General features: G+C 58.5%; 15 protein-coding genes. 11 read left to right on the top strand and 4 right to left on the bottom strand.

Annotation, left to right across the window (positions count from 1 at the left end; translation table 11 throughout):
* Positions 1-261 precede the first annotated feature (261 nt).
* The gene (locus DRW39_RS08150) at positions 262-552 is read left to right on the top strand and encodes a hypothetical protein (RefSeq protein WP_116106532.1); all 291 of its coding nucleotides are present in this window, start codon (positions 262-264) and stop codon (positions 550-552) included.
* Positions 553-710: 158 nt separating this feature from the next.
* Positions 711-2,042 (top strand): N,N-dimethylformamidase beta subunit family domain-containing protein, encoded by a 1,332-nt coding sequence (locus tag DRW39_RS08145; protein ID WP_116106531.1) that lies wholly within the window; start codon positions 711-713, stop codon positions 2,040-2,042.
* A gap of 30 nt (positions 2,043-2,072) precedes the next feature.
* On the opposite strand, the gene DRW39_RS08140 is transcribed toward DRW39_RS08145, so the two are convergent.
* The 4 genes from DRW39_RS08140 to DRW39_RS08125 all read right to left on the bottom strand — a co-directional run bounded on the left by DRW39_RS08140 (position 2,073) and on the right by DRW39_RS08125 (position 9,751).
* Positions 2,073-3,128, bottom strand: coding sequence for an ATP-binding protein (locus DRW39_RS08140; protein WP_116106530.1), 1,056 nt, complete (start codon positions 3,126-3,128; stop codon positions 2,073-2,075).
* A gap of 217 nt (positions 3,129-3,345) precedes the next feature.
* Positions 3,346-4,206 (bottom strand): hypothetical protein, encoded by an 861-nt coding sequence (locus DRW39_RS08135; protein ID WP_116106529.1) that lies wholly within the window; start codon positions 4,204-4,206, stop codon positions 3,346-3,348.
* Entirely contained in the window at positions 4,194-8,444 is a 4,251-nt protein-coding gene (locus DRW39_RS08130) for a DUF6531 domain-containing protein (protein ID WP_116106528.1), read from the bottom strand. The genes DRW39_RS08135 and DRW39_RS08130 overlap by 13 nt, the downstream gene beginning before the upstream one ends.
* The gene (locus tag DRW39_RS08125; protein WP_157976000.1) at positions 8,441-9,751 is read right to left on the bottom strand and encodes a hypothetical protein; all 1,311 of its coding nucleotides are present in this window, start codon (positions 9,749-9,751) and stop codon (positions 8,441-8,443) included. Before DRW39_RS08125 ends, DRW39_RS08130 begins: the two co-directional genes overlap by 4 nt.
* Before the next feature lie 183 nt (positions 9,752-9,934).
* Here DRW39_RS08125 and DRW39_RS08120 point away from each other — a divergent pair, with 183 nt between their 5' ends.
* The 9 genes from DRW39_RS08120 (at position 9,935) to DRW39_RS08080 (ending at position 20,874) form a co-directional block, all read left to right on the top strand.
* Positions 9,935-12,427 (top strand): ATP-dependent Clp protease ATP-binding subunit, encoded by a 2,493-nt coding sequence (locus tag DRW39_RS08120; RefSeq protein ID WP_116106526.1) that lies wholly within the window; start codon positions 9,935-9,937, stop codon positions 12,425-12,427.
* A 9-nt stretch (positions 12,428-12,436) separates the two neighbouring features.
* Positions 12,437-12,907, top strand: a complete 471-nt coding sequence (locus DRW39_RS08115) for a type VI secretion system contractile sheath small subunit (RefSeq protein WP_116106525.1) — start codon at positions 12,437-12,439, stop codon at positions 12,905-12,907.
* Between the two features lie 37 nt (positions 12,908-12,944).
* Positions 12,945-14,327: a type VI secretion system contractile sheath protein TssC gene (locus DRW39_RS08110; protein ID WP_116106524.1), complete on the top strand. Its 1,383-nt coding sequence runs from the start codon at positions 12,945-12,947 to the stop codon at positions 14,325-14,327.
* Positions 14,328-14,410: 83 nt separating this feature from the next.
* Positions 14,411-14,809 (top strand): type VI secretion system tube protein TssD, encoded by a 399-nt coding sequence (tssD, locus tag DRW39_RS08105; RefSeq protein ID WP_116106523.1) that lies wholly within the window; start codon positions 14,411-14,413, stop codon positions 14,807-14,809.
* Positions 14,810-14,884: 75 nt separating this feature from the next.
* Entirely contained in the window at positions 14,885-16,699 is a 1,815-nt protein-coding gene (locus tag DRW39_RS08100; protein WP_116106522.1) for a type VI secretion system Vgr family protein, read from the top strand.
* 8 nt (positions 16,700-16,707) lie between these two features.
* The gene (locus DRW39_RS08095; protein WP_116106521.1) at positions 16,708-17,169 is read left to right on the top strand and encodes a GPW/gp25 family protein; all 462 of its coding nucleotides are present in this window, start codon (positions 16,708-16,710) and stop codon (positions 17,167-17,169) included.
* Positions 17,169-19,025, top strand: a complete 1,857-nt coding sequence (locus tag DRW39_RS08090; protein WP_157975999.1) for a type VI secretion system baseplate subunit TssF — start codon at positions 17,169-17,171, stop codon at positions 19,023-19,025. The genes DRW39_RS08095 and DRW39_RS08090 overlap by 1 nt, the downstream gene beginning before the upstream one ends.
* On the top strand, positions 19,022-19,966 hold the full coding sequence (locus DRW39_RS08085; protein WP_116106519.1) for a hypothetical protein: 945 nt from the start codon (positions 19,022-19,024) through the stop codon (positions 19,964-19,966). Before DRW39_RS08090 ends, DRW39_RS08085 begins: the two co-directional genes overlap by 4 nt.
* The gene (locus DRW39_RS08080; RefSeq protein WP_116106518.1) at positions 19,963-20,874 is read left to right on the top strand and encodes a TssN family type VI secretion system protein; all 912 of its coding nucleotides are present in this window, start codon (positions 19,963-19,965) and stop codon (positions 20,872-20,874) included. Before DRW39_RS08085 ends, DRW39_RS08080 begins: the two co-directional genes overlap by 4 nt.
* Position 20,875 lies beyond the last annotated feature (1 nt).

Here is a 20,875-nt window from a genome sequence, read left to right as displayed (position 1 = left end):
TGACTAATCAGTGATGTAAGTCAATATCCAAGGTTGGGTAATTTGACTTACTAAGTGAGAGGTTATATGAATATAAGATTTGATGCGGAATTATGTGCTAATAGGCTCTGAATGTTACTGTGTCCCGTATCCATTTAAAATGTATACGGTACTCCGATGAAATACTCAGAACAGGGCATTGCGAAGAAGCACCGGGGGTTGCATTTTCAGCTTTGGTAGGACCGATCCCTAGCTCGGTCGTCCATTCTGGTAAACCAATAAATGGAAGAAATAATGAGTGAAACGTGGATTAAGAAAATGATGGCAATAGGTGTCCTGTCATACCGGGAACAAGAGAATTTATACCAAATTGCCAAACACTGCGCGAAAACGGTGGGAAAAGCCACTGCCGGCGCAGGATTCGTGCTGGGAGCTCCGGGAGGCCCTCCCACCGCCTTAGCGGGGGCTCTGACCGGACTATACAACGGTACGCTGGCCTGTACATTGATCAATGTCGCAATGCGGAAAGAAATGAAGAAGCTGGCTCGGGGGCAGGAGTCGTTTGACTTTTAGACGATATACGTTATTAGCTACCGGCACCTTCAGCTACCGAACGGCTGAATGGTAGGGAAGCGCACCGCAACCATATGAAGCGGGCTGGCATGGTAACACCGCTGCGGCATGGGTAACCCATCGATTGGGTAACTTTGTACCGCACGCACCTAAAGTACATGCTTAAAACCAGTCGACGTATCGTAAAGTGGGTGGCCATCGTCATTGGTTGCATCGCTTTCATTTACGTAGTCCTGCTGATCCCCCGCTACGAAAAGTACCGCAAGAGCAACGTAAGCTTTGATCTGGACCTGCCGGCTATCACGGCCTTTGCCTATCCGAACGCCTACGTAAGCGGTGATACGGTGCAGCTCTACGTCCACGCCGAGGAAGCCTACGAAGGAAAGGTGTACCGGGTAGGGGATGGTGACTTTGAGTTGGTCGGCCGGTTCTCCGGAGAAGCCAGACTCCAGAGCGAGGGGTACGATCTGAAGTACGGTCACGATTGGGAGGTTTCCCACGTTATCCCCACCGCCGACTGGGAGGGGGGATTCTACGTCGTTCAACTGACGCGGGGCGGGGAGGAGCAAGTGACCTATTCCGTGCCCGTACTATTGCGAGACCGGGAAGGAGAAGATGTTTTGGTGGTGGAGCCAACTAATACCTGGCAGGCCTACAATGAATACGGTGGAAAGAGCAACTATCGCGATAGGGTGACCCCACGCGACCTGCGGGCCCTTTTTGATCTGCTGGAGAAAAACGCTCCGGGCCTGGTTCCCTACCACTACCTGCCAACCCGGCGACCCCTCAATCATCCGCTTGCTTACGCACCCCTCACGGATAGCGTTGCTTACCTGAATGGGAAAATGTCCTCCGGCTTCTACCTTATCAAATACCTGGAAGAGCTGGGCGTACCGTACGGCGTGATTTCCGATACGGAGTTTGCCAAACTGGCCGATGGGAAACCGCCGAAGCTCGTCCTGTTCGATAACCACAGCGAGTACTGGTCGTACGAAGGAATGGGCCGGCTTAAAAACCTGCTGGAGAACGGTACGAACGTCGCCTTTCTCAGCGGCAACAATATGTATCGCGAAATAGAGGTGACCGACCACGGCAGCCTGATCGTGCTGGAGCAGCAAAGTCCGAGAAGCGCGGTGGAACCTTTACTGGGGACCTATTATTCCGAGTCCGGCTACCAAACTTACGGCTCTTTTCGCGTTACGGAGGCGGACCACTGGGTCTTCGATTCCACTGGGTTGGGTAACGGAGACAGCTTCGGAGACGGCGTGATCAGCGGCCTGGAAACGGATAAGCTCGGCCCCTACAGTGAGGGATTTACGCTGCTGGCTATCGGTACGAACGCGGCGGGCCCGGCGCATATGGTGGTGAAGGAGTTCCCGGAAGGCAATTTCCTCTTCAATACTTCCTCGATCTCTTCGGTACGGGCCATTCCGCGGGATTCGGCCTGGCGGCGGGTGATTGTTAATTTGATCGAGCGGGGGGTGGAATGATTAGGAGCAGGGCTGGCTTTGACGAGGGCACTACACCCCCTCCCGCCAACTCAAATATTCCACGTCACCGATAATCTGGCTGTCTCCCCCGTAGATTACCCGTTTACGGACGGGCTTGCCGACTAACTTAGCCACCTTGTCCAAATTTGTCCGTAACCGATCCCGGTAGGTGGTGGTAGCCTTTATCTCCGTGAGGATCAATTCGCTGCCGGTGGGTTCGAGCAGGTCGACCTCCAACTGATGATTATCGCGGTAGTAATAGAGTGGATGCTGGTTGCCGGCGTGGAAACGGCTTTTGCGCAGGTTGGCTACTATCAGGTTTTCGAAGAGCGCGCCGTACCCTTCGGAAGCTTGCACCTGCGCCCCGTCACCCAGTTGCAAAAGATAGGCGGCCAGCCCGGTGTCGGTGAAGTACAGCTTCGGGGACTTCACCAGTCGCTTGCCGAAGTTCTCGAAGTAGGGCCCGACGGTGAAGATGACGTAGCTCTGCTCCAGATAGTGCAGCCAGGTCTTTACGGTGGGAACGGAAAGCTGTAGGCGCTTGGCGAAGGTGCTGTAGTTCAGCGTTTGGCTTACGGAAGCGGCACAGAGAGCCATTAGCCGCCGGAAATCGCCCATGTTGGCGCTACGGACCAGCGGCGTGACGTCGCGCTCGAGGTAGGTACTTACGTAACTTGGATAGAAAAAAGAGGAGGGTAGGTCGGTCTGGTAAAGCTCGGGATAGAATCCTCTGACTATGGCATCGGGTGGAGTAGGCGGTAGCAGATCGGCTGCACTGAGTTCGGCAAAGTCGAGGGGCAGTAAGCGAGCCACGCCGACCCGACCGGCCAGCGATTGCGAAATCCGCTCGGAGAGCAGGAAGTTCTGCGATCCGGATAAAACGTAGCGGCCGGGCTCTCGGTCCTCGTCGACGCGGGTCTGGAGGTAGGAGAAGAGGTCGGGTACTCGCTGGGCTTCGTCAAGGATTACTTGGCGGTCGTTGCGCTGAAGGAAGGAGAGGTAGCGGTAGTCCGGAAAGAGTTGTTTGAGCAGAGTGGTCTTTGCCGATTGGCGGGGACCGGGGAAGCTGATCGGAGAGCGTTGCAAAAAGTGTCTTACTGATACTCGTTATCCGTGACCGATCGCGTAAGTACCTTTGATATGGCAGCGCAAATTCTCCTAACCTTGTTTGTAAAGGTGTGGTTTACAAAGCTTGCGCCGCTTTCTTTTTTACGATTTTTAATCGTAAAAACGGTTATTGATACATATATGCAATAGTACCCACAGCCTGCCGAGAATTAAAAGAGTAAATCATAAATAAAGCTTAGATAGACTGTAGGGTAAACTTTTTCAAATATATATTTAAAATGTTATCTGCCATGAATGTTGTTTGTGATTGAATTAGCTCTGATATTAATTTATCGTATAATTCTATTCCTGTTATGTGAGTCTGTAAACCTGCGCTTTTTCTCAATTGATAAATCGCAAGAATCTCTGATGGTAAAATTATATCAATTTCATGGCTAAAAGGGAAAGACGGATTTATTTTAGAATTTTCAATTCGATAATCAATAGTTTTTGAAAGCACCGTTTCAATAATTGAGCTTTCATCTAATAGCACGTTTAAAAGATTTTTGTAGGGCTGTTTAGGTTCGTTTTTAATGTTTTGGTAAATAGCATTGCTATGGAAACGTTTAGCCAGTTCGAGGCTAAATGAGATTATACCTTCTGGATCTACTTTCGGCAAAACTGCAGGATTGATACTGTTACACAATACAATTGTTAAATCTTTATTTTTCAACCATATACTATCACAAACTGCTAATCCTAAAGAAGTGTCTTCCGAAGGCCCAACAATTTTTGGGCTTAAATTTTGAATTAAATAGCGGAGTTGTCTAGCCAATATTCCATTTGTAAGAGATTGGCGATCAACATCGTTTTTATTTAAAAGGATGTCAATAAATTTATCGAAATGCCAATTGCCATACCAAAGCAATGCGAGGTCGATCTTAGGGAAATCCCTCGTTAACAAGGTTTCCTTATCAATAGACGATAGCCGTTTTAAAATCTCTTTGTTTGGTGTTAGGAAAAACTCTTCGTCCTCCACCCACTTATTTTTAGCCCAAGAACCAATTCTGTTCTTTAGCGTAGTAAATTTCTTCTTGTTCTTGTTCAGCACTTCCATTTTTTCGTTTTAGTACTTTTTACATTTCCAGTTGAATCCACAAACACTTCAACCTTAGTTGCATTTTTAATACCTCCTTGAGCATTGATTTCAGCTAAAATCGTACCAGCTCTAACTCTGTCTGCGGCCGGGAGTGATCTGTAGTGTCCTGATCCCGATGCTGCCCTTCCTAAACGATTTCGAGAGTAACTATCTGCGCCACTTCTTTGTGCTTTGGATAAGGATCCAGCTCGATTAGTTTGTGTACTTTTAACCTCAAATGCTTCCCATTCTCCCGTGGAAGAGTTTTTAGCCAATATATCTACACCATGCCCGGAATTATTCTGAATGGATACAACTTCGGAATAATTGCCCGAGTTTTGTAGTTGATTTGCAGCGTGGGTTTCTCCAATATTACCTAAAGTCGCATTTAGACCAAAGATATCTGTGTATAACAGAATGTCTTCGACATACGAAAATAAATTACTCCCACCCAGCAACCCAATAGGATCCTGAGAAACATACCCCCCCACCTCAGGATCAAAATACCGAAACCGATTATAATAAAGCCCCGTCTCCACGTCCTCGTACTGCCCGGGGTAGCGGAAGGGGCATTCCCCGCGCCACCCGTCTAAAGTACGCGTCTCACCGTAGATCGACAACTCCAGCTCCCAGCTTTTATCGCCGGCCTGCGAGTACATACTCAGGGGCGTACCGAGGTGATCGGTCACAATGCCGTAATCCTGCGTGGGGGTAAGCTTGGCCAGCGGGGAGAAGCTTTCCGGTTCGAAGAGCCAGGTGGTCAGCTCGCCGGCGACCGCCGTGATGGGCTCGCTGGGTTGATCGGCCCCGACCAGCGCAGTATCACTGTTGGTTCTGGCAGCAGGCGGGGCCTGGGCGGGTGACGTCCGCAGCTTTTCGTCGCGGCGGCGAATGGTGATCCGGCTGCTCCGATCCTCCCCGCCGGGGTTTTCTTGCCGGGCGGCGATGGGCGTAGGCGCCTCCTCCTCCCGCCACTCGTGCAGCATCACGTTGCCGTCCCACACCCAGCGGGTGAGGTGGCGGCCGTAGCGTTTTGCAATGCGGCGGCCCAGGGCATCGTAGGTGAAGGTGACCACCCGTCCGTCCGGTCGGGTGACGCGGTAGAGCATGCCGGCGGCATTCCATTCGTAGCGCCATTGCTCGCCGTTCGGACGGATTTTGCTGATCAGGTTGCCCTCCGGGTCGTAGCGGAAGGTGGTGCCGTCTGCTTCCAGGAGCTGACCGGCCGGGCCGTACTTGCGGTCCCCACGGTCCGAGGTCCGGAAGAGGTTGCCCACCGCGTCCGGCATCCGCAGCTCGCGACTGCCGTCCGGGTAGGTAGCCGCCGCCAGGTTGCCGAAAATGTCGTGCTCGAACTCAAAGCGGCCCTTCGCGGAGTCCACGATCGACTGCAGCCGGTCGTTCACCCCCCACTGGTAGGTCCGGCTGCGTTCCCGCTCGCCGCCCACGGTCGTAATTTGCTTGGCCGGCCGCCCCAACCGGTCGCGCTGCCAGCGACTGCGCACGCCCCCCGGCAAACTGCGCTCCAGCTCCAGACCCACCAAGTCCCGCTCGAACTGCACCGACCAGGGGTCGGCCTTCCCCGATTGACTGGCCACCTCCTCCACGTCGCCCATCTTGTTCCGGCGGATCTTTACGTCCGCGCCCAGACTGGAGGTCAAGCCCACGCGATTCCCCAACTTATCGTACTTCGACGTCACCACGAAGCCGCCCTGCCGCTCCGTCACTACCCGCCCCAGCGCATCCCGCTCGAAGCCGACCCGGATCGCTCCGTTGATGGCGGCCTCCAACTCGCCATCGGCGCGGTAGAGGTAGCGTTCCGCGCTGCCGTCCCAGTGGGTCACCTCCGTTACGCGCCCCACCCGGTCGTAGCCATAGTCCGTCTCCCGGTCGCCGGGCCTGCGCACGCGTACCACCTGCCCGGCGGCATCCCGTTCGTAGGTGCGGGTCAGCCGGTCAAAGCCGGATTCCTTCACCACGCGGCCACAGTCGTCCAGCCCGAACTGGTAAACCGATCCGTGCTCATTTTCGATAGCCACGAGGTCTTCCTCCGTATTATATCGGAAAGCCACCCGCGTACCGGCCTCGATGCGGGCCGCCAACCGGTTCATACCCACGTACTCAAAGGCGACCTCGTACTGCCGGTCCTTGGCGCGCACGATGTTCTCTTCGCCGTCGTAATCGAGTACCCGCACGTTGCCGTCCGGCTCCCGGACTTTCAGGGTGTTACCCAATAAATTCAATTTGCGACTACGCACGTTCCCGCGTGCATCTACCGACGCGGTCACCCGCCCCAACCGGTCGTAGCGCCATTCGCTCGTCGCTCCGTCTTCCGTGGTAAGCTGGGTCAAATTGTATTCCCCGTCGTAGGCTAATTCCGTTCGGTTCCCTGCCGGGTCGACGATCTCCGTCAGGTTCGGTCCGTCGTAGCCGTAGCTGGTACTGGCTCCGCTCGGGTCCGTCCGGTCAATCAATCGGTGCAGGTCGTCGTACACCCAGCTCCAACTTCCCCCGATCTGGTCCTTCGCCGCTACGAGGAGATGATCTTTACGGGTCAGTTTGATCTGGCTGCCGTCGGCGTAGGTGATTTCGCTGCGGTGTGCCAGGGCATCGTAGGCATAGTTGGTTGCCCGCCCCAGCTCGTCTTCCTCACGCAGCAGTTCGCACGCCTCCCCGTACAGACTCAATCGCTCATTCCCCAGAGGATCGACCGTCTTCCAGACCAGACCATCTTCGTTGTAGTGATACAGCGTCACCTGGCCGAGGCTATTGACCACCCGCGTGACGCTGTTTTCGTTATCGTAGGTGACCGTGTTGTCGTGGATGCCGCCGTCGCCCCAGGTACGCACGCAGAGCGCCTCCGGTTTCTTACCGGCGTACTCGAAGTAAAAGGAGAGTCCGTTCCGGTTCGTTTCCCTGGTCAGCAAATGGTCGCGGTACTCGTACCGGAAGCTGGCCCCCACGGCATCGATGCTCTCCACCAGGTCACCGGCGGCATGGTAGCGGTAGCGGACCAGTGTCACCCTTGCCCCGTTTCCCCCCGGCTGCGGATGCGGCGCCTCGATGGCGGTTATGCGGCCGTGGTTATCGGTCATTACCGTCAGCTGCCGGCCGGCGCTATCCGTGATCCCGGCGAGGTAACCCCGACCGTCGTAGGCAAACTGAATTTTTTCGGCGGCGGGGCGCAGGATAAAATGCAGTTTCGCGGAGGCATGGACGGTGATGTCGTCGATCCGAAAACAGTAAGACGTGTACTGCTCGTCGGTTACGATGAAGTGCGTCTCATCGCGGGTGAACCGCAATTTTTCCTGCTTCAGGTAGATCTCTTCCCCGGGGAAAAAGTAGTCGACGTAGGCGTTGCGCCCGTCCGCCAACCGGAGCTCCAGGGTATCGTCGACGCGGGTAAGCTCGAGATCGTAAGCGTGGTGCCAGCCATGACCCAGTGGTCCTTCGTGGACGGAGGTGGAATACCACACCCTTTCCCAGACCAGCGGGATCGGACCCGGTAGTTCAAAATCCACCCGGTCGGTAAATACTTTCCCGGTACCGACGTCCACCGGGTGGCCGATGACGCTACAGATGCCCCGGTGGACTTTATTCCGCAGGTTCTCCGGTAAATGCCGGGTCACCAGGCTCGCCGCGTCGTGGATCTTCTCGCAGATCTTTTTGTAGCCCTTCGAGTTCTTCACAAATTTGTTGAAGAACTTCCCCCCCGCCGCCATACCCAGTTTCATACCTATCGCCATCATGGAGATGGTAGGCGGGCCCCCTACCATGACCAGCTGTCCGCCCGGGATAGCAATCAATACGGAGGTGGGCAGCATCAGACCGGCCTTTGCTTTGCCCTTCGGTCGCGGCGGGCTCGGCATACCGATGCACGAGCAGCTCAGCACCGGCATGGACATGCGGCTGAAGGGTTCGTCCTCCACCACCACGGTCGCGCTGCCCATGAAGATCTCCCCTTCGTTACCTACCGGCTTGATGAAGGTGCCGCCTAGCGGAATATGAGGCGGGATGGCCTTGGCCTCGTTGCCCGCCTGCGCCCGGGGCATGCCGTTGACCCAGGTGGAAGCGCCGATGAAGGGCAGGAACTCCATCGGATCCAACACCATACCGATAAAGGGGTGGGGGAACGGGATGGGCGGCACCGGTCCCGGCGGTTGGACGATGTGGATATCTACCCCCATCACCATGTCCATCATCTTGGCGGCGATCATGGCGCGACGGGTGCTTGGGCGTTCTCGATCAGTTCTTCCCAGTCGGCACCTACCAGCCGTTCCAACCGGTCGCGGATGTCGCGGGTGGCATCGTGTCGATTCAGCCGTTCAACTGCTTCCAGCAGCGCCCGTCCGACGTAGGGTAGGGTAGAGCCGCGAAGTTGGTCCGGGGCAATGGTTTCGGCTACTTCGAGCGCCTTCAGGTTGCGTTGCCAGGCTTCTACCTGCGCCCCGCCGCAAGCAAAACACCAGGCGGCCAGGCGATAGGCCTCCATGCGTTGGAAGGCTTCGTCGTCCCGGTCCGCCCTGGTGGCAGCTTCCTCGTAGATTTCCGCCGCGGACAAATACTCCTTGCTGTGCAGCAGTCCCGCGGCCTCGAAATGCAGGGTCTGCAGCAGGACGGCCCGTCCGGCGGGATTGTCCACGTCGATGGCGAGTTGGGCGGCCGCGCGGGCCTGCCGGAACAGGGATACGGCTTCTTTGCGTCGGTCTCCGTGGGGAAGCAGATGCGCACCCTGGGCGGCCAGAACGGTAGCGACCAGGTGCTCCCAGCCAATTTGTTGCTGGGCAAGTTCCCGGGCCGCTTCCCCCCGTTCCCGCATGGATTCGAAGGCGCCCCGGCTACCAAATTGGCTCATTTCCAGGAACAGCGTCCGGAAGCGGACCGCGGGATCTTCGGGGTCGCCCTCCGCCGCCAGTTCCCGGGCCAATTGGTCCATATTCAACTCGGGGCGGAGGGTACGGACACCCATATCTTCCCGTCCGGCGAAACGACGACCGAGCGGACCGTCTTCGGTGTCACAGACCATCAGGTCCAGGCCGGGCGGTAGACCGGCAACCAGCAGCTGCTGCAGGCCATCGGCCAGAGAATCGGTAGTCTGGGCCGGATTAAGGAAAATGACGGTTCGACCGCGATGATTTTTGAGCTCGCCGGCAAATGAATGGATCCGGCGTATGAAATCCTGGAGCCTGGCGGATTGTAGCGGGGTCAGGTACGGCTGGATGTTCACCTCCTGCTCGAACAGCGTATCCCGCGCGTTTTCCAGTTGCCGGCGAAATTCCGCATCCAGGTCGGCGACGTAGTCCGGGGAGCCGGGGGTGCCCTGTAGGAAGGTGAGAAAGAGGTCACGCGTCACCGCCCCCGCGGAATCCTCGGTGAGTACGAATGCTTCGATCATCCGCTGCTCTTCCGGTCCGGCGATCCAGAGCATCAGGCTGCCGGCTTCCTTGGTAGGAGAGTCGATATACAGACGCTGTACGAGCCGTAAGCGGCGGACGGCGGCATTGTTTTGCGGATTGTTGGACAAGACGCTCAATTGGGCCGGGGGAACCGGTGATGAAGATTAGGGATGCCCTGCCTCCGGGCTTAGGCTTCCGTCCGTCTATTCATGGTCCAACAAAAAAGTTACCACATTTTTCAAATTTTATAGTAACCTCTTTCCACGAGGCAGCATAAAGGGTCAACAGATCACCTTTAATCGAAATATAAATTGCTCACCCTCGGGAATTACACCACCGACCTGCGCGAGGCAAATCGCATTGCCGCCGCCATAGCCCGGGAGTACCGGGGCAGTCATTACGGACCGCCACACCTGCTCCAGGCCGTATTGCACGACGATGTCGGGCTCTCGAGCATGCTGCGCACCATGGACGTCGATCTCAACCGCATGCGGGAATGGGCGGAGGTACGCCTGCGTCGGTATCCGAAGAGCGCCCGCCCGGCCACCGAACCTGCTCCGGATGATGCCGTCGAGCGGGTACTGAGCACGGCCGATATCGTCCGCCTCAAGTTATCCCTCGACCGCGTCGACAGCGCCTGCGTACTCGCCGCGCTGTGCAAACCCGGCGTCGGCTTCACCGCCGAGGAACTGAAGTCTTTCCCCCTCACCGAACAGCAGCTGCTGGCCAACTACGTGGCCGAGGTAGCCAACCAGCCCGTAGAGAAGTCGCCCAAAAACGGTGCCGCTTCCGGGAACGGTACGGCCGCCGCCGGCAAAGGGAAGCAGTTGGAGCGGTTCTGCATCGAGAAGACCGCCGCCGCCCGGGCGGGCAAGATCGATCCCATCATCGGCCGCAACCGGGAGATCCGTAAGATCGCCGAGATCCTGGGCCGGCGCACCAAGCCGAACGCCATCATCGTCGGGGAGCCCGGAGTAGGTAAAACCGCCCTGGTCGAAGGCTTCGCCCGGCTGATCGTAGCCGGCGAAGTTCCGGAGCGCCTGCGGGAGGCTACCCTCTGGGAGCTGGACACGGGTTCCCTCATAGCCGGCGCGGCCTACAAGGGCGAGATCGAGGAACGGCTCAAGTCTATCCTCGCCGAGATCAAGGCCCGACCGGGCACAATCCTCTTCATCGACGAGATTCACATCCTGCTCGACCCCCAGGGTGGGGCGGGGGGCGCGGCCAACCTGCTGAAGCCGGAACTGGCCCGCGGCGAACTGACCGTGATCGGGGCCACTACCCACGCCGAGTACCGGAAGTATATCGAAAAGGACGATGCCTTCAAACGGCGCTTCGATACCATCGAGGTTGAGGAACCCGACGAGGAAAAGGCCGTCCGTATGCTGCAGGCCCTGGCCCCCGCTTACGGGGAGCACCACCAGCTCACCCTAACCCCCGGCGCGCTGCGGGAGGCCGTCCACCTCGCCACCCGCTACCTGAAGGACCGGCAACTGCCCGACGCCGCCATCGACCTCATCGACCGCACCGCCGCGGCCGTGCGGATGATGGTCGAAACCAGCGGCGACGAGGTAGCCCGCTACCGCCAACGTCTCGCCGAACTGACCGACACCGGATCGGAGCAGGATCCCGATCTCTATCTGGGGGAGCTCAAGTGGTTCGAGAGCGAATTACGCGACGCGGTGTCGCCGATCCTGCTGGGCAAGGTCCCCGACCTGCTGGAAGTAGATGGAATGGAGCGGTCGGAAGACCTGATTGCCTACCTCCACCGATTATTGGACTCGCTGGACGAGCACGCCGAATCCGAGAAAGACAGCATCCTCAGCGAAGACGTGGCCGCCCTGGTCGCCTACGCCAAGGGCATCCCGATCGGTAAGATTCAGTCGGACGAAAAACAAAAACTCGACACCATGGCCCAACGGCTGGGCGAGCGGGTGGTCGGCCAGGATCAGGCGATTCAATCTGTGGTCAGCGCCGTCAAGGTGAGCCGCGCGGGCATCGCCGACGCCGGTCGCCCGGTGGGAAGCTTTTTCTTCCTGGGCCCGACCGGTACGGGAAAGACGGAACTGGCCAAAGCGCTGGCCGACTTTCTCTTCAACGACGAGTCAGCCCTGATCCGCTTCGATATGTCGGAATACACCCAGCAGCACGCGGCGGATACCCTTACCGGCGCGCCTCCGGGCTACGTCGGCTACGAGGAGGGCGGTATCCTGGTGAACCGCATCCGCCGGCAACCGTATTCGGTGGTGCTCTTCGACGAGATCGAAAAGGCCCACCCGGAAGTCTTCAAGGTCTTCCTGCAGGTACTGGACGACGGCAAACTGACCGATAAGCAGGGGAAGGTGGGCGACTTTACCAACGCCATCATCCTGTTCACCTCCAACATCGGGCACGAATACATCGTGGACAGCTTCCAGCGGGGCGAGATCCCGACGTCGGCCCAGCTGACGGAGCACATGAGCCGGCACTTCAAGGACGAGTTCCTGGGCCGGCTGACGGAGATCATTCCCTTCGGACCGATCACGGAAAACAACATTGTGAAAATTTTTCGGATCCAGGCGCGCAAACTTGGTAACAGTTTGCGGCTCAAAGGAATAGACCTACAAATGACGCCGGAAGCGGAACGGCACTACGCCATGCTGGGCTTCTCGCCACGCTTCGGCGCCCGGCCGCTACGCCGCGTCATTTTGAACGACCTACAAAAGCCGATCTCCCGGCTTATCATCTCCGGCGAACTCGCCGACGGGCAGCAGTTGCTCATCGACCTGGACGAAGCCGGAGAGGCCCGATTCAACATTCAATAATCCAATTTCATGGCAGACTTCACCTCCAATCAAGACTTACGCAAGAACGGCTTCATCTACGAAACCGTCGACGCCGCCAACGAGGCGATGGCCGACATTCCGAAGAACCGGACCATCCTCACCGCCGACCTGACCGATAAGCCCGCCACCCGGCCCGAGATGACCTACGAGCTGGAAACGATCGAGGATGTCTTCGAGCACTTCCAGCCCAATGTGAAGATGGAATTCAGCGATGCGGAAGGGGCGTCCATCAACGAAGAACTTCACTTCACCAACCTCGGCGATTTTGGCGATAAGGCCCTGCTCCGCCAGAGCGAGTTCCTAGGCAAGATTAGCCAGCAGCGGGCCAACTATTCCACCTTCGCCACCCGCCTGCAGAATAACAAGGTCCTACAGCGGGTGCTGAGCGACCCCGACAAGAAGGAAGCCTACCTCACCGTACTGCGCTCCATGCTGCAGGAACTCGAAGACGAGGCCTAAACCGAAGCACTAAACACGAAAGCACAATACAAGCACCATGGCACAGGAAGAATTACAGGGCGCGGCAACCGGCGCCCCGGCCGAAAAGACGGCCACGCGAACCGATGCGGTACCCGCCGAGGCGGTGAGCCACGCGGTCGAATCGCTGGAAGAATTTGGGGGCTTCGATCTCGTCGCCGGCAGCGTCGACGGCGCGGAGAATATGGAGCCGGATTCCATACTGAAAGATATTTTCCTCGAGGAGGAAAGCAACAAACGGGAGCGCAAGCAACTCCGCCAGCGCCTGGCCGATTGGATCGCTCTCCTTACCGAAGTCGAGAACGTCGGTGAGATGATCGAGCAAAGTAACGCCCGCCACGAGGAGGCCGACGCGCTGCTCAAGCAGAATCTGAAAAAGACGCTCGACCGGATCGCGAAGCTGGAAACGAATTACCGTTCGGTAGCCAACTTTTACCGCAATGCCGCCGGCGATAAGCCGGTTAAAAACGTAACCATCGTCAATGCTCCCCTGGAGAAGTTGAACGACCTGGATAACCCGATCTTCCTAAAGGCGATCGGCAACGAGCTGCAGGAAAAGTTCGACCGCCTGGACTTGATGAACAGCTACGGGCTGGTGTGCGTCCCCGGCTTCCTCGGCTCCAAGGCCGTGATCGACGAGTGGGCGCGGACGGCGCAGGAAGCGAAAGCCATGCTGCTGACGGATTTCCGCGACCTGGCTAATCCCGACCAGGTGATGAAGCTCTGGGAAGCGGGTAAGTACACCGGTGCCGACGAGCATAAGGGCAACGTGATGATGACCTGCAACTGGCTGGTCGGGCGACCGGCCAACGCGGACGTTGGGGAATCCGACCCGCTCTACATTCCCCCCTCCACGGCCCTGGCCGGACGGATGTACGCTAATAACATTGCGCAGGTATCCGCCGGCAAGAAGTTCGGCGTTCTGCGCGGGGTGGAAGGCACGCGCTTCGTGACCCGCGCCAATGAACTGTCCGACCTGGGCGAAATGGGCCTCGTGCCCATGGCCTACGAGTACGGGCAGGTCCAGGCCTTCAGCCAGCGCACCCTCTTCAACGGCGACAACCTGGGCATGCAGACCTACTCCGTGGTACGCACCTTCGACTGGCTGACGAAGAGCCTGATGGATTACCTCAACCGGATGCTGTTCGTCAACATCAGCACCAACGCGGAGATGAACATCCACCGCGAAGTGGCTAAGTTCTTCTTCAACTGCCAGAAGAACGGCATCCTGGAGAAGTACGGCAAGGTGGAGATCAAGCGCGACCCGAATCAGAAGGACCGGGTGTGGGTCAAGGTCCACGCCACCCCCTTCTTCCCCGCCCGCAATTTCGTGATCAACCTGGAGGGCAAGAGCGGCGACGACCCGAACTCCCCGCCCAACTGGGACAGCAACGTGGCCTAGGCCCGCAAGACTATAACCGGTTTGGTCCCGCCCCGGGAGGGTAGGGGACGGCCGATTCAATTCACCCTTTAATTCATTACACTATGTTCGAAGCCAAGCTTAAATTAGACGGCGGTGATCCGGTTGAAGTGCTGCAGTGCAGCTACCAGATGGACCGCGAGACCGATAAGTCCGGCATGCCGGCCACCGGCGTGCACGGCGGTAAGATTAGTCTCACCATCAAGTCATCCTCCGATATCACTTTATTCGACTGGATGATCAATGCCTTCGCCCAGAAGAACGGCGAGATCGAGTTCTATAAGCGCAACGATCCCACGCCGGCCAAGGTACTTTCCTTCGAGAATGCTTACATCGTCGAGCACGGCGAGACCTTCAACGTCCTGAACGGGGAGGTCGACCAGCCGATGGTCGAGCACTTTACCGTCTCGGCCGAGACGATGAAGATGCAGGAGAGCGAACTCAAAAAAACCTGGGTCAGCTAAACACGTCACCGGAGGCCCGGCACTCATAACCGGCCTCCGGTTTCCTTCCATTCTTCATCACCAAATTATTCTCTCGTGGCGGGCAAGGCCGTACCGGACATCGTAATCGACGGAACCCCCCTGGGGCCGATCTCGGTATTGACCCTCGACCAGCCCTGGAACGATCATCATTCGTTTTCCATCGTGTGTCCGTACCGGGAACGCTCCGGCGCCCTCATGGCACTCGGAAAAACCTACGTCGGCAAATCGATCACGATCCAGTTACGCGCCGGTATTCGCGCCGGTAGCGGGCAGCTCACCTTTAACGGCATCATTACGAATGTCAAGCTTAGCAAACAAGCCAGCTCGGTCATTCAGCTCGTGCTGCAAGGGTTTAGCCCAACCCGCCTGCTGGACGACGGACCGCACAACCGATCCTTTGCCGAGCAGTCGCTGTCGGACGTCATTCAAACCGTGGCCGGTGACTTTCCCGACCTGGCCACGAAGGTAGACGTGCGGTACGGTGATCCGTTACCTTATGTGACCCAGTACCGCGAGACGGCCTACCGATTCCTGCGTCGGCTCACCGCCACCCACGGGGAGTGGTTTTACTACGACGGCGAAACCGCCCGCTTCGGCGCCCCCGCGGAGGGGGAGGAAGCCGAACTCCTGTTCGGCAAAGACCTCAGCGGTATGGAAGTTACGGCCGACGTCGTGCCGGCCAATTTTAAATTGCTCGGCTACGATTACGTGGGCGACCAGCACTTCGATGTTTCGGCCGAGCGTGCCAAGGTCCGCGAACTGGACGACTTCGGACAGCTGGTCTTCGATACCTCCGTTGGCCTGTTCCAGCACGCGCCGGTCTTCGCCGAACCCTTTGTCGCACCGGACAAGGTTCAGCTCGAACACTACGCCGAGCGCCGGCGGGGCGGCCAGTCGGCCAACCTCATCAATCTCTTTGCCGAAAGTTCCCGACTCGATCTGCGGGTTGGGCAGGTCGTCAACGTGCGGACGGTACCCGGCAGCCTGAATGGAAATGGTTCCGACAGTGCCGATGACTACGGCAGCTTCCGGCTGTTGCGCATCACCCACCACTGCGACGGGATGGGGAACTACCACAATACCTTTCAGGGCATACCCGCCAAACTGGAAGTGCCCCCCATCAGCGACCACCACATCGCCCCCCCGCCGGCGGAAACGCAACCCGCCGAGGTCGTCGACAATCAGGATCCCGAGGAATTGGGACGGGTGCGGGTCAGTTTCGCCTGGCAAAAGGAATCGGGCGAGCAAACCCCCTGGCTACGGGTAGCCGCCGCCGGGGCCGGGGGAGGTCACGGGGCCTACTTTGTTCCGGAGGTCGGCGATCAGGTCATGATCGGCTTCGAATACAACAACCCCGACCGGCCGGTCGTCCTCGGCAGCCTCTACCACGGTAATGTCAAGCCCCCCAATGCCGCCGATCCCAACAATAACTCCAAGATCATCCGTACCCGCAGCGGCAATCAGGTTATCCTCTCCGACGCCGACGGAGAAGAAAGCATCACGATTGAAAACGGTGTCAACGTAATTCGCCTGAGTCTTGAAGGAGACACGTCCATCGAGATCATGACCGCGGGCGACCTGAACCTTACCGCCAAGAACATTACCATTACCGCCGAAGAAAATATTGCCGTTTCCGCAGGGAAGGCAGCCGACTTTAGCTCCGGACAGGGCATGTCGGTAACGGCCGGCAAGGCCCTCACTATCGACGCGGCTACGAACGTAGATATCAGCGGTCAGAACGTGAACCTATCCGCCCAGGTAGGGGTGACCGCTTCCGGGGGGGCAACCGCCGAATTCAGCAGTGCCAACACCACTCTGAAGGGGGACGCGATGGTGACCGTCTCCGCTCCCATGGTCAAACTGAACTGAGCCCACCCATGAAAAACTACGCCCTCCCCACCGATTTTACCGAGCTGATGCGCCCCGGCGGTCGCGCACCGACCGTCGATCTACACGAGTCGGTCAGGCAGTATATTCTGCTGATGCTGATCTCCCACTTCGGCAGCCTCCGCGCCGATCCCGCCTTCGGCTGCGCTTTCTGGGAATACGACTTTGAATCGGGAGCCAAGCTGGAAAACCGCCGCCATCAATTGGAAGAAAGCATCCGCACGATGATCACCGAGCGGGAACCCCGCCTGGATCCGACTACCCTGAAGGTCAACTTCCGTGTTTTCAATAGTCCGCTTCCGTCCTACCGGGGCCGGCGGATGCTCTCCCTCAAAAAGCGCATCGAAATGCAGGTCACGGGTCGGTTGTTACAGACCAACACCGACTTCGCCCCGCCCCCCTTCCAGCTTTACTTCAGCCCGGTGGCCATCGAGCACACAAACGATCGATGATGGACGGACAGGAACAAATCAGGAACCGGATCCTGCGCGCCGCCGCCCGCCACTGGGGTTACCAGGAGTCGGAGATGGACCTGCAGGCCTTCGATCCGCTCGTCCGCCTGCTCGTGGACGCGTGCAGTGGGGAAGTAGCCCGGCTGGAGCGCATGCTTGCGGAGTCGGAAACCCGCATCATGGAGCGGATGCTCGAGCAACTCGCCCCCGAGGTGAGTACGGGGCCGCGACCGGCGCACGCCGTTGCCTTTGTACGGGCGCTGAACGGAACCGAAACCGTTACCCCGGATCTTCAGCTGTATGCCTCAATAGACCGCAAAGGACAGAAGGGAGAAATTTACTTTCGGCCACTGGCCCCGACACCGGTGGTCAACGGACGGATTGCCTGCCTCGAAGCGGGCGGCTCGACGCTGTGGGCCATCGGCGAAAAGCAGGGGCGGGAAAAATTAGCCACTGGAAAAGGCGGGCTGGCGGAACGAGGTAGTACCCTGTATATCGGTCTGGAGCTGAATCGCAGCGTGTCCTCGCTATCCAACCTGCGCTTTTATTTTAATTGGATGAACGCCCTGCGCCTGGACGAGAACCTGGAGTGGCTACGGCAGGCCGAGTGGAGTTGTGCCGGTCACCCGCTCCGGGTAGCCAGTGAAAGCGATATACTTCGCTCGCGCAATGGCGGAGACACGGCCGATGCGTTTCTGGAAAGCGAGTATCGTCGCTACCCCCGTGAAGTGGCGGAGGTCAGTAGCTTTTACGCCGACCATCTGGTGACCATCGAATGTTTTGCCGCACCGCAGGCCGAGCCGGAGCTTGCATTACTTACGGCCTTTTATCCGCCGGAATTTGAAGCGCTCTATCCGCCGGAGAAACTCGTGGTACTGGATCACAAGCTGGTATGGATCAAGGTTGTATTTCCCACCCAGATGAGCGGCCGGGAGTTACAGGCCACCACCTGCGTGCTCAACCCCGTGCCGGTAGCGAACCTCCGGCCCCACACGGTGGCCGGACGGCTGCGGGACCAGGTCAACATCATCCCCCTGGACACCGAGCACCACTATTTCGATATTTTAGCGGTCAGAAGTCGCCGGGGCATGGCCTACGACGAGGTCCCTTTGACCAATATTCGCCGGTACCAGGCCGGTCAGTACAGCGTCCGTCGGCGCGATGTGGGCAAATTCGAACACCGCGACGCCGGACGAATGCTCTACCAGCTGCTCGATCTCCTGCGCGAAGAAAGCGCCGCCTTCAGTGCTTACGGAAAGGACGCCTTGCAGAGCAAGATTACCGCGCTCAATCAGCACCTGAAGGATCTGGAGCAACAACTCCAACTCGAACCCGAAGGCACGGGCAGTCGGGCCTTTGTAGTCGTCAGCCCCCTGAGCGAAGATCGCTTCGTCGATGTTGCGTACCTGAGTACACAGGCTGAAGCGGCAAACGACATCCTCGCTGGCGAATCCCTGGAGCTTGTACGCTTCGCCGGAATCGACCGCAAGAGCCTGCACCTGGTCACCTCCACTTCGGGCGGCCGGGCACCACTTTCCTACCAGGAACGGAAGTATGCCTATAAAAAGGCCATCGTTTCCCGCGGTCGTGTCGTGACCCGGGAGGATATCCGTGCCTTCTGCGAAGCCGACCTGGGAAGGCTGCTGACCGGCGGCATCCGCATTCGCAAAGCCTACGCCCAGGGTCACGGAGGTCAGCACGGTATGGAGCGAATCCTCGAAGTCAGCGTTGGCGTCGGTGAGACCGAAGGGGCCGATATCGGTTCACGCCTCTCGGCGCTTGAACGGCAACTTAATCGAAAGAGCACCGGTGTACTGCCCATTCGCGTGGTCGCCGCCGAAAACGTCGTGGTATGAAGGCGGCCCAACTGAACGAACTGGAAGATGTCCTGAGTCGCCACCCCGCCCGGATGGAAATTTTGCTGGCCGAACTGGTCGACGCGGACGTGCTTACATCGGAAGAAATGAGTATCCGGGCAGCGAGTACGTTTGCCCGGAATTACCGCCAGGACATCGCCGCTTCCAGGGTGAGGGAGACACCGTCCGGCGACGTACTGGATGTCCAAACGCACCGTGAGGGACTCTATGACCAGCTGCCCTACCACCTCTTCCACCGGCCCGAACCGTACGGCCCGACGCAGAAACTGACCAGCCGCCTGGCCGAAAGCGAAGCCGCCCGGGCCAGGGAAGAAGCGGCGCGCGCCTTCTTTTTTCCCTTCGAGCACGTCCTCAACGCCACCGCCATCCAGGTGGCTCTGCAGGAACGCAAACTCACGGACGCCTTCACCAGTCCCCTTTACCGCAACCTGCTGTTAAAGCTCTGGCCGGGCTGTGCGGCCGTCCATCCCGAGCGCTTGCCGTTGCTGGCCTATGTCCTGCCGCTGGCACACCGGATCAGTGGCGATCTGGAGCTGATGGAACCCTGCTATCGCAGTCTATTACTGGCGCCCGTAAAATTGGCATACCGCCGGTTATCCAGTTCGCCCGAATCGGGTAATCAGGCACCTATGGGAACTACGCTGGGCCTGGACCTGACGCTGGAGGGCCGGCCGGAGGAAGAACTTCCGAGTCTGGTAATAACCGTGGGGCCGCTGAACCGGCAGCGGAGCGAGGAATTTCTGCCCGCCGGCCCGGGTACGGCCATGCTGGACTTACTCCGCGAGTGTCTGGTGCCTTACGAGGTCGATGTCCGCGTGCAAATCACCCTCGAATCCGCCGCGGAGTCCTTCCATCTGGCCGGAGATCGGGTACCGGCCTCGCGTCTGGGGCTCACGGCCACCTTAATTCCCTCCGCATGACCTACGACGGCATCATCATCACCCTGGTCGTAATGCTGCTTCTGAGCATGGTGTGGATGTACGCGACCCGCGGAGATAAAAAGATCTTCACCGGTAAACTGGTCGGACTGGCGGCACGTACCGTGGCCACGGCCACCCTGTTCGCGCTCATCGGCTTATTGTACCGGCAACCGGGAAACTACATCGGTCTGGTCGGGCTGCAAGCCTTGCTTTTCCTTGCCTTCGCGCTTTTTGCCTGGTGGTACTGGCACAAACAGCGTTTATCGGAACTCGACGCCCGCGCGATCTGGCGGTGGGAGTTACCCCAGGCTTCGGCCCTGTGGGCTCTGGCCACCCTCGTTCTCCTGTCCGCCCTGCTGGCCAAACGGCTGGTCTTTCCCGGCGACCCGGCGGGCATGGCTGACGGTGTCCCGCTTGCCTACGCCGCCGCGGCTTCCCTGGCCTTATTGGTCCCCCCCGCCGTACTGCAGGCGTACCGGCGATGGAACGCCATACCTATCGTGATCAAGTACCGGGAACCCTGGATGCTGCCCGTCCACCGCGACGCACCGGTTATCGAGCCTTCCGCCGACGCCCTCCGCATTTTCTTTGAGGTACCGGTACGGGAGGGTGATTCGGATACGGTCTCCTACGACCTCAGTATACCCCGGCGAACATCCCTCGGCCAGGCATTTCATCATTTGCTTTATCAGCACAACGTACAGCGCCGCTCTGCCAAGCAGATCGCCATTGCTTTCGAAAATAAGTCCGACTTCCTTTATGGCTGGCTGCTGTATCGCTCGGCCCGTAGCTGGTGGGGGAGCTACCGCGATTATTTACCCATGGAGGAGCCGCTGCGGACCACCGATCTCAAGGACGGCGAGCGAATCCTCGCCGAGCGGGTACGGGTCTGGGAAAACAAAACGTAGA

Origin of the sequence: Lewinella sp. IMCC34191 (assembly GCF_003390935.1) — a bacterium.
Classification (GTDB): Bacteria; Bacteroidota; Bacteroidia; order Chitinophagales; family Saprospiraceae; genus Neolewinella.
Note: the sequence above shows the minus strand (reverse complement) of the source record. Positions and strands in the feature narration are given on the sequence as shown.

Excerpts from the sequence above, each read along its gene's own strand:
- DRW39_RS08130 (WP_116106528.1), bottom strand. The coding sequence starts at position 8,444 with ATGATCGCCGCCAAGATGATGGACATGGTGATGGGGGTAGATATCCAC.
- DRW39_RS08085 (WP_116106519.1), top strand. The coding sequence starts at position 19,022 with ATGAAGGCGGCCCAACTGAACGAACTGGAAGATGTCCTGAGTCGCCAC.
- DRW39_RS08150 (WP_116106532.1), top strand. The coding sequence starts at position 262 with ATGGAAGAAATAATGAGTGAAACGTGGATTAAGAAAATGATGGCAATA.
- DRW39_RS08110 (WP_116106524.1), top strand. The coding sequence starts at position 12,945 with ATGGCACAGGAAGAATTACAGGGCGCGGCAACCGGCGCCCCGGCCGAA.
- DRW39_RS08115 (WP_116106525.1), top strand. The coding sequence starts at position 12,437 with ATGGCAGACTTCACCTCCAATCAAGACTTACGCAAGAACGGCTTCATC.
- DRW39_RS08135 (WP_116106529.1), bottom strand. The coding sequence starts at position 4,206 with ATGGAAGTGCTGAACAAGAACAAGAAGAAATTTACTACGCTAAAGAAC.
- DRW39_RS08095 (WP_116106521.1), top strand. The coding sequence starts at position 16,708 with ATGAAAAACTACGCCCTCCCCACCGATTTTACCGAGCTGATGCGCCCC.
- tssD (WP_116106523.1), top strand. The coding sequence starts at position 14,411 with ATGTTCGAAGCCAAGCTTAAATTAGACGGCGGTGATCCGGTTGAAGTG.
- DRW39_RS08090 (WP_157975999.1), top strand. The coding sequence starts at position 17,169 with ATGGACGGACAGGAACAAATCAGGAACCGGATCCTGCGCGCCGCCGCC.
- DRW39_RS08080 (WP_116106518.1), top strand. The coding sequence starts at position 19,963 with ATGACCTACGACGGCATCATCATCACCCTGGTCGTAATGCTGCTTCTG.
- DRW39_RS08145 (WP_116106531.1), top strand. The coding sequence starts at position 711 with ATGCTTAAAACCAGTCGACGTATCGTAAAGTGGGTGGCCATCGTCATT.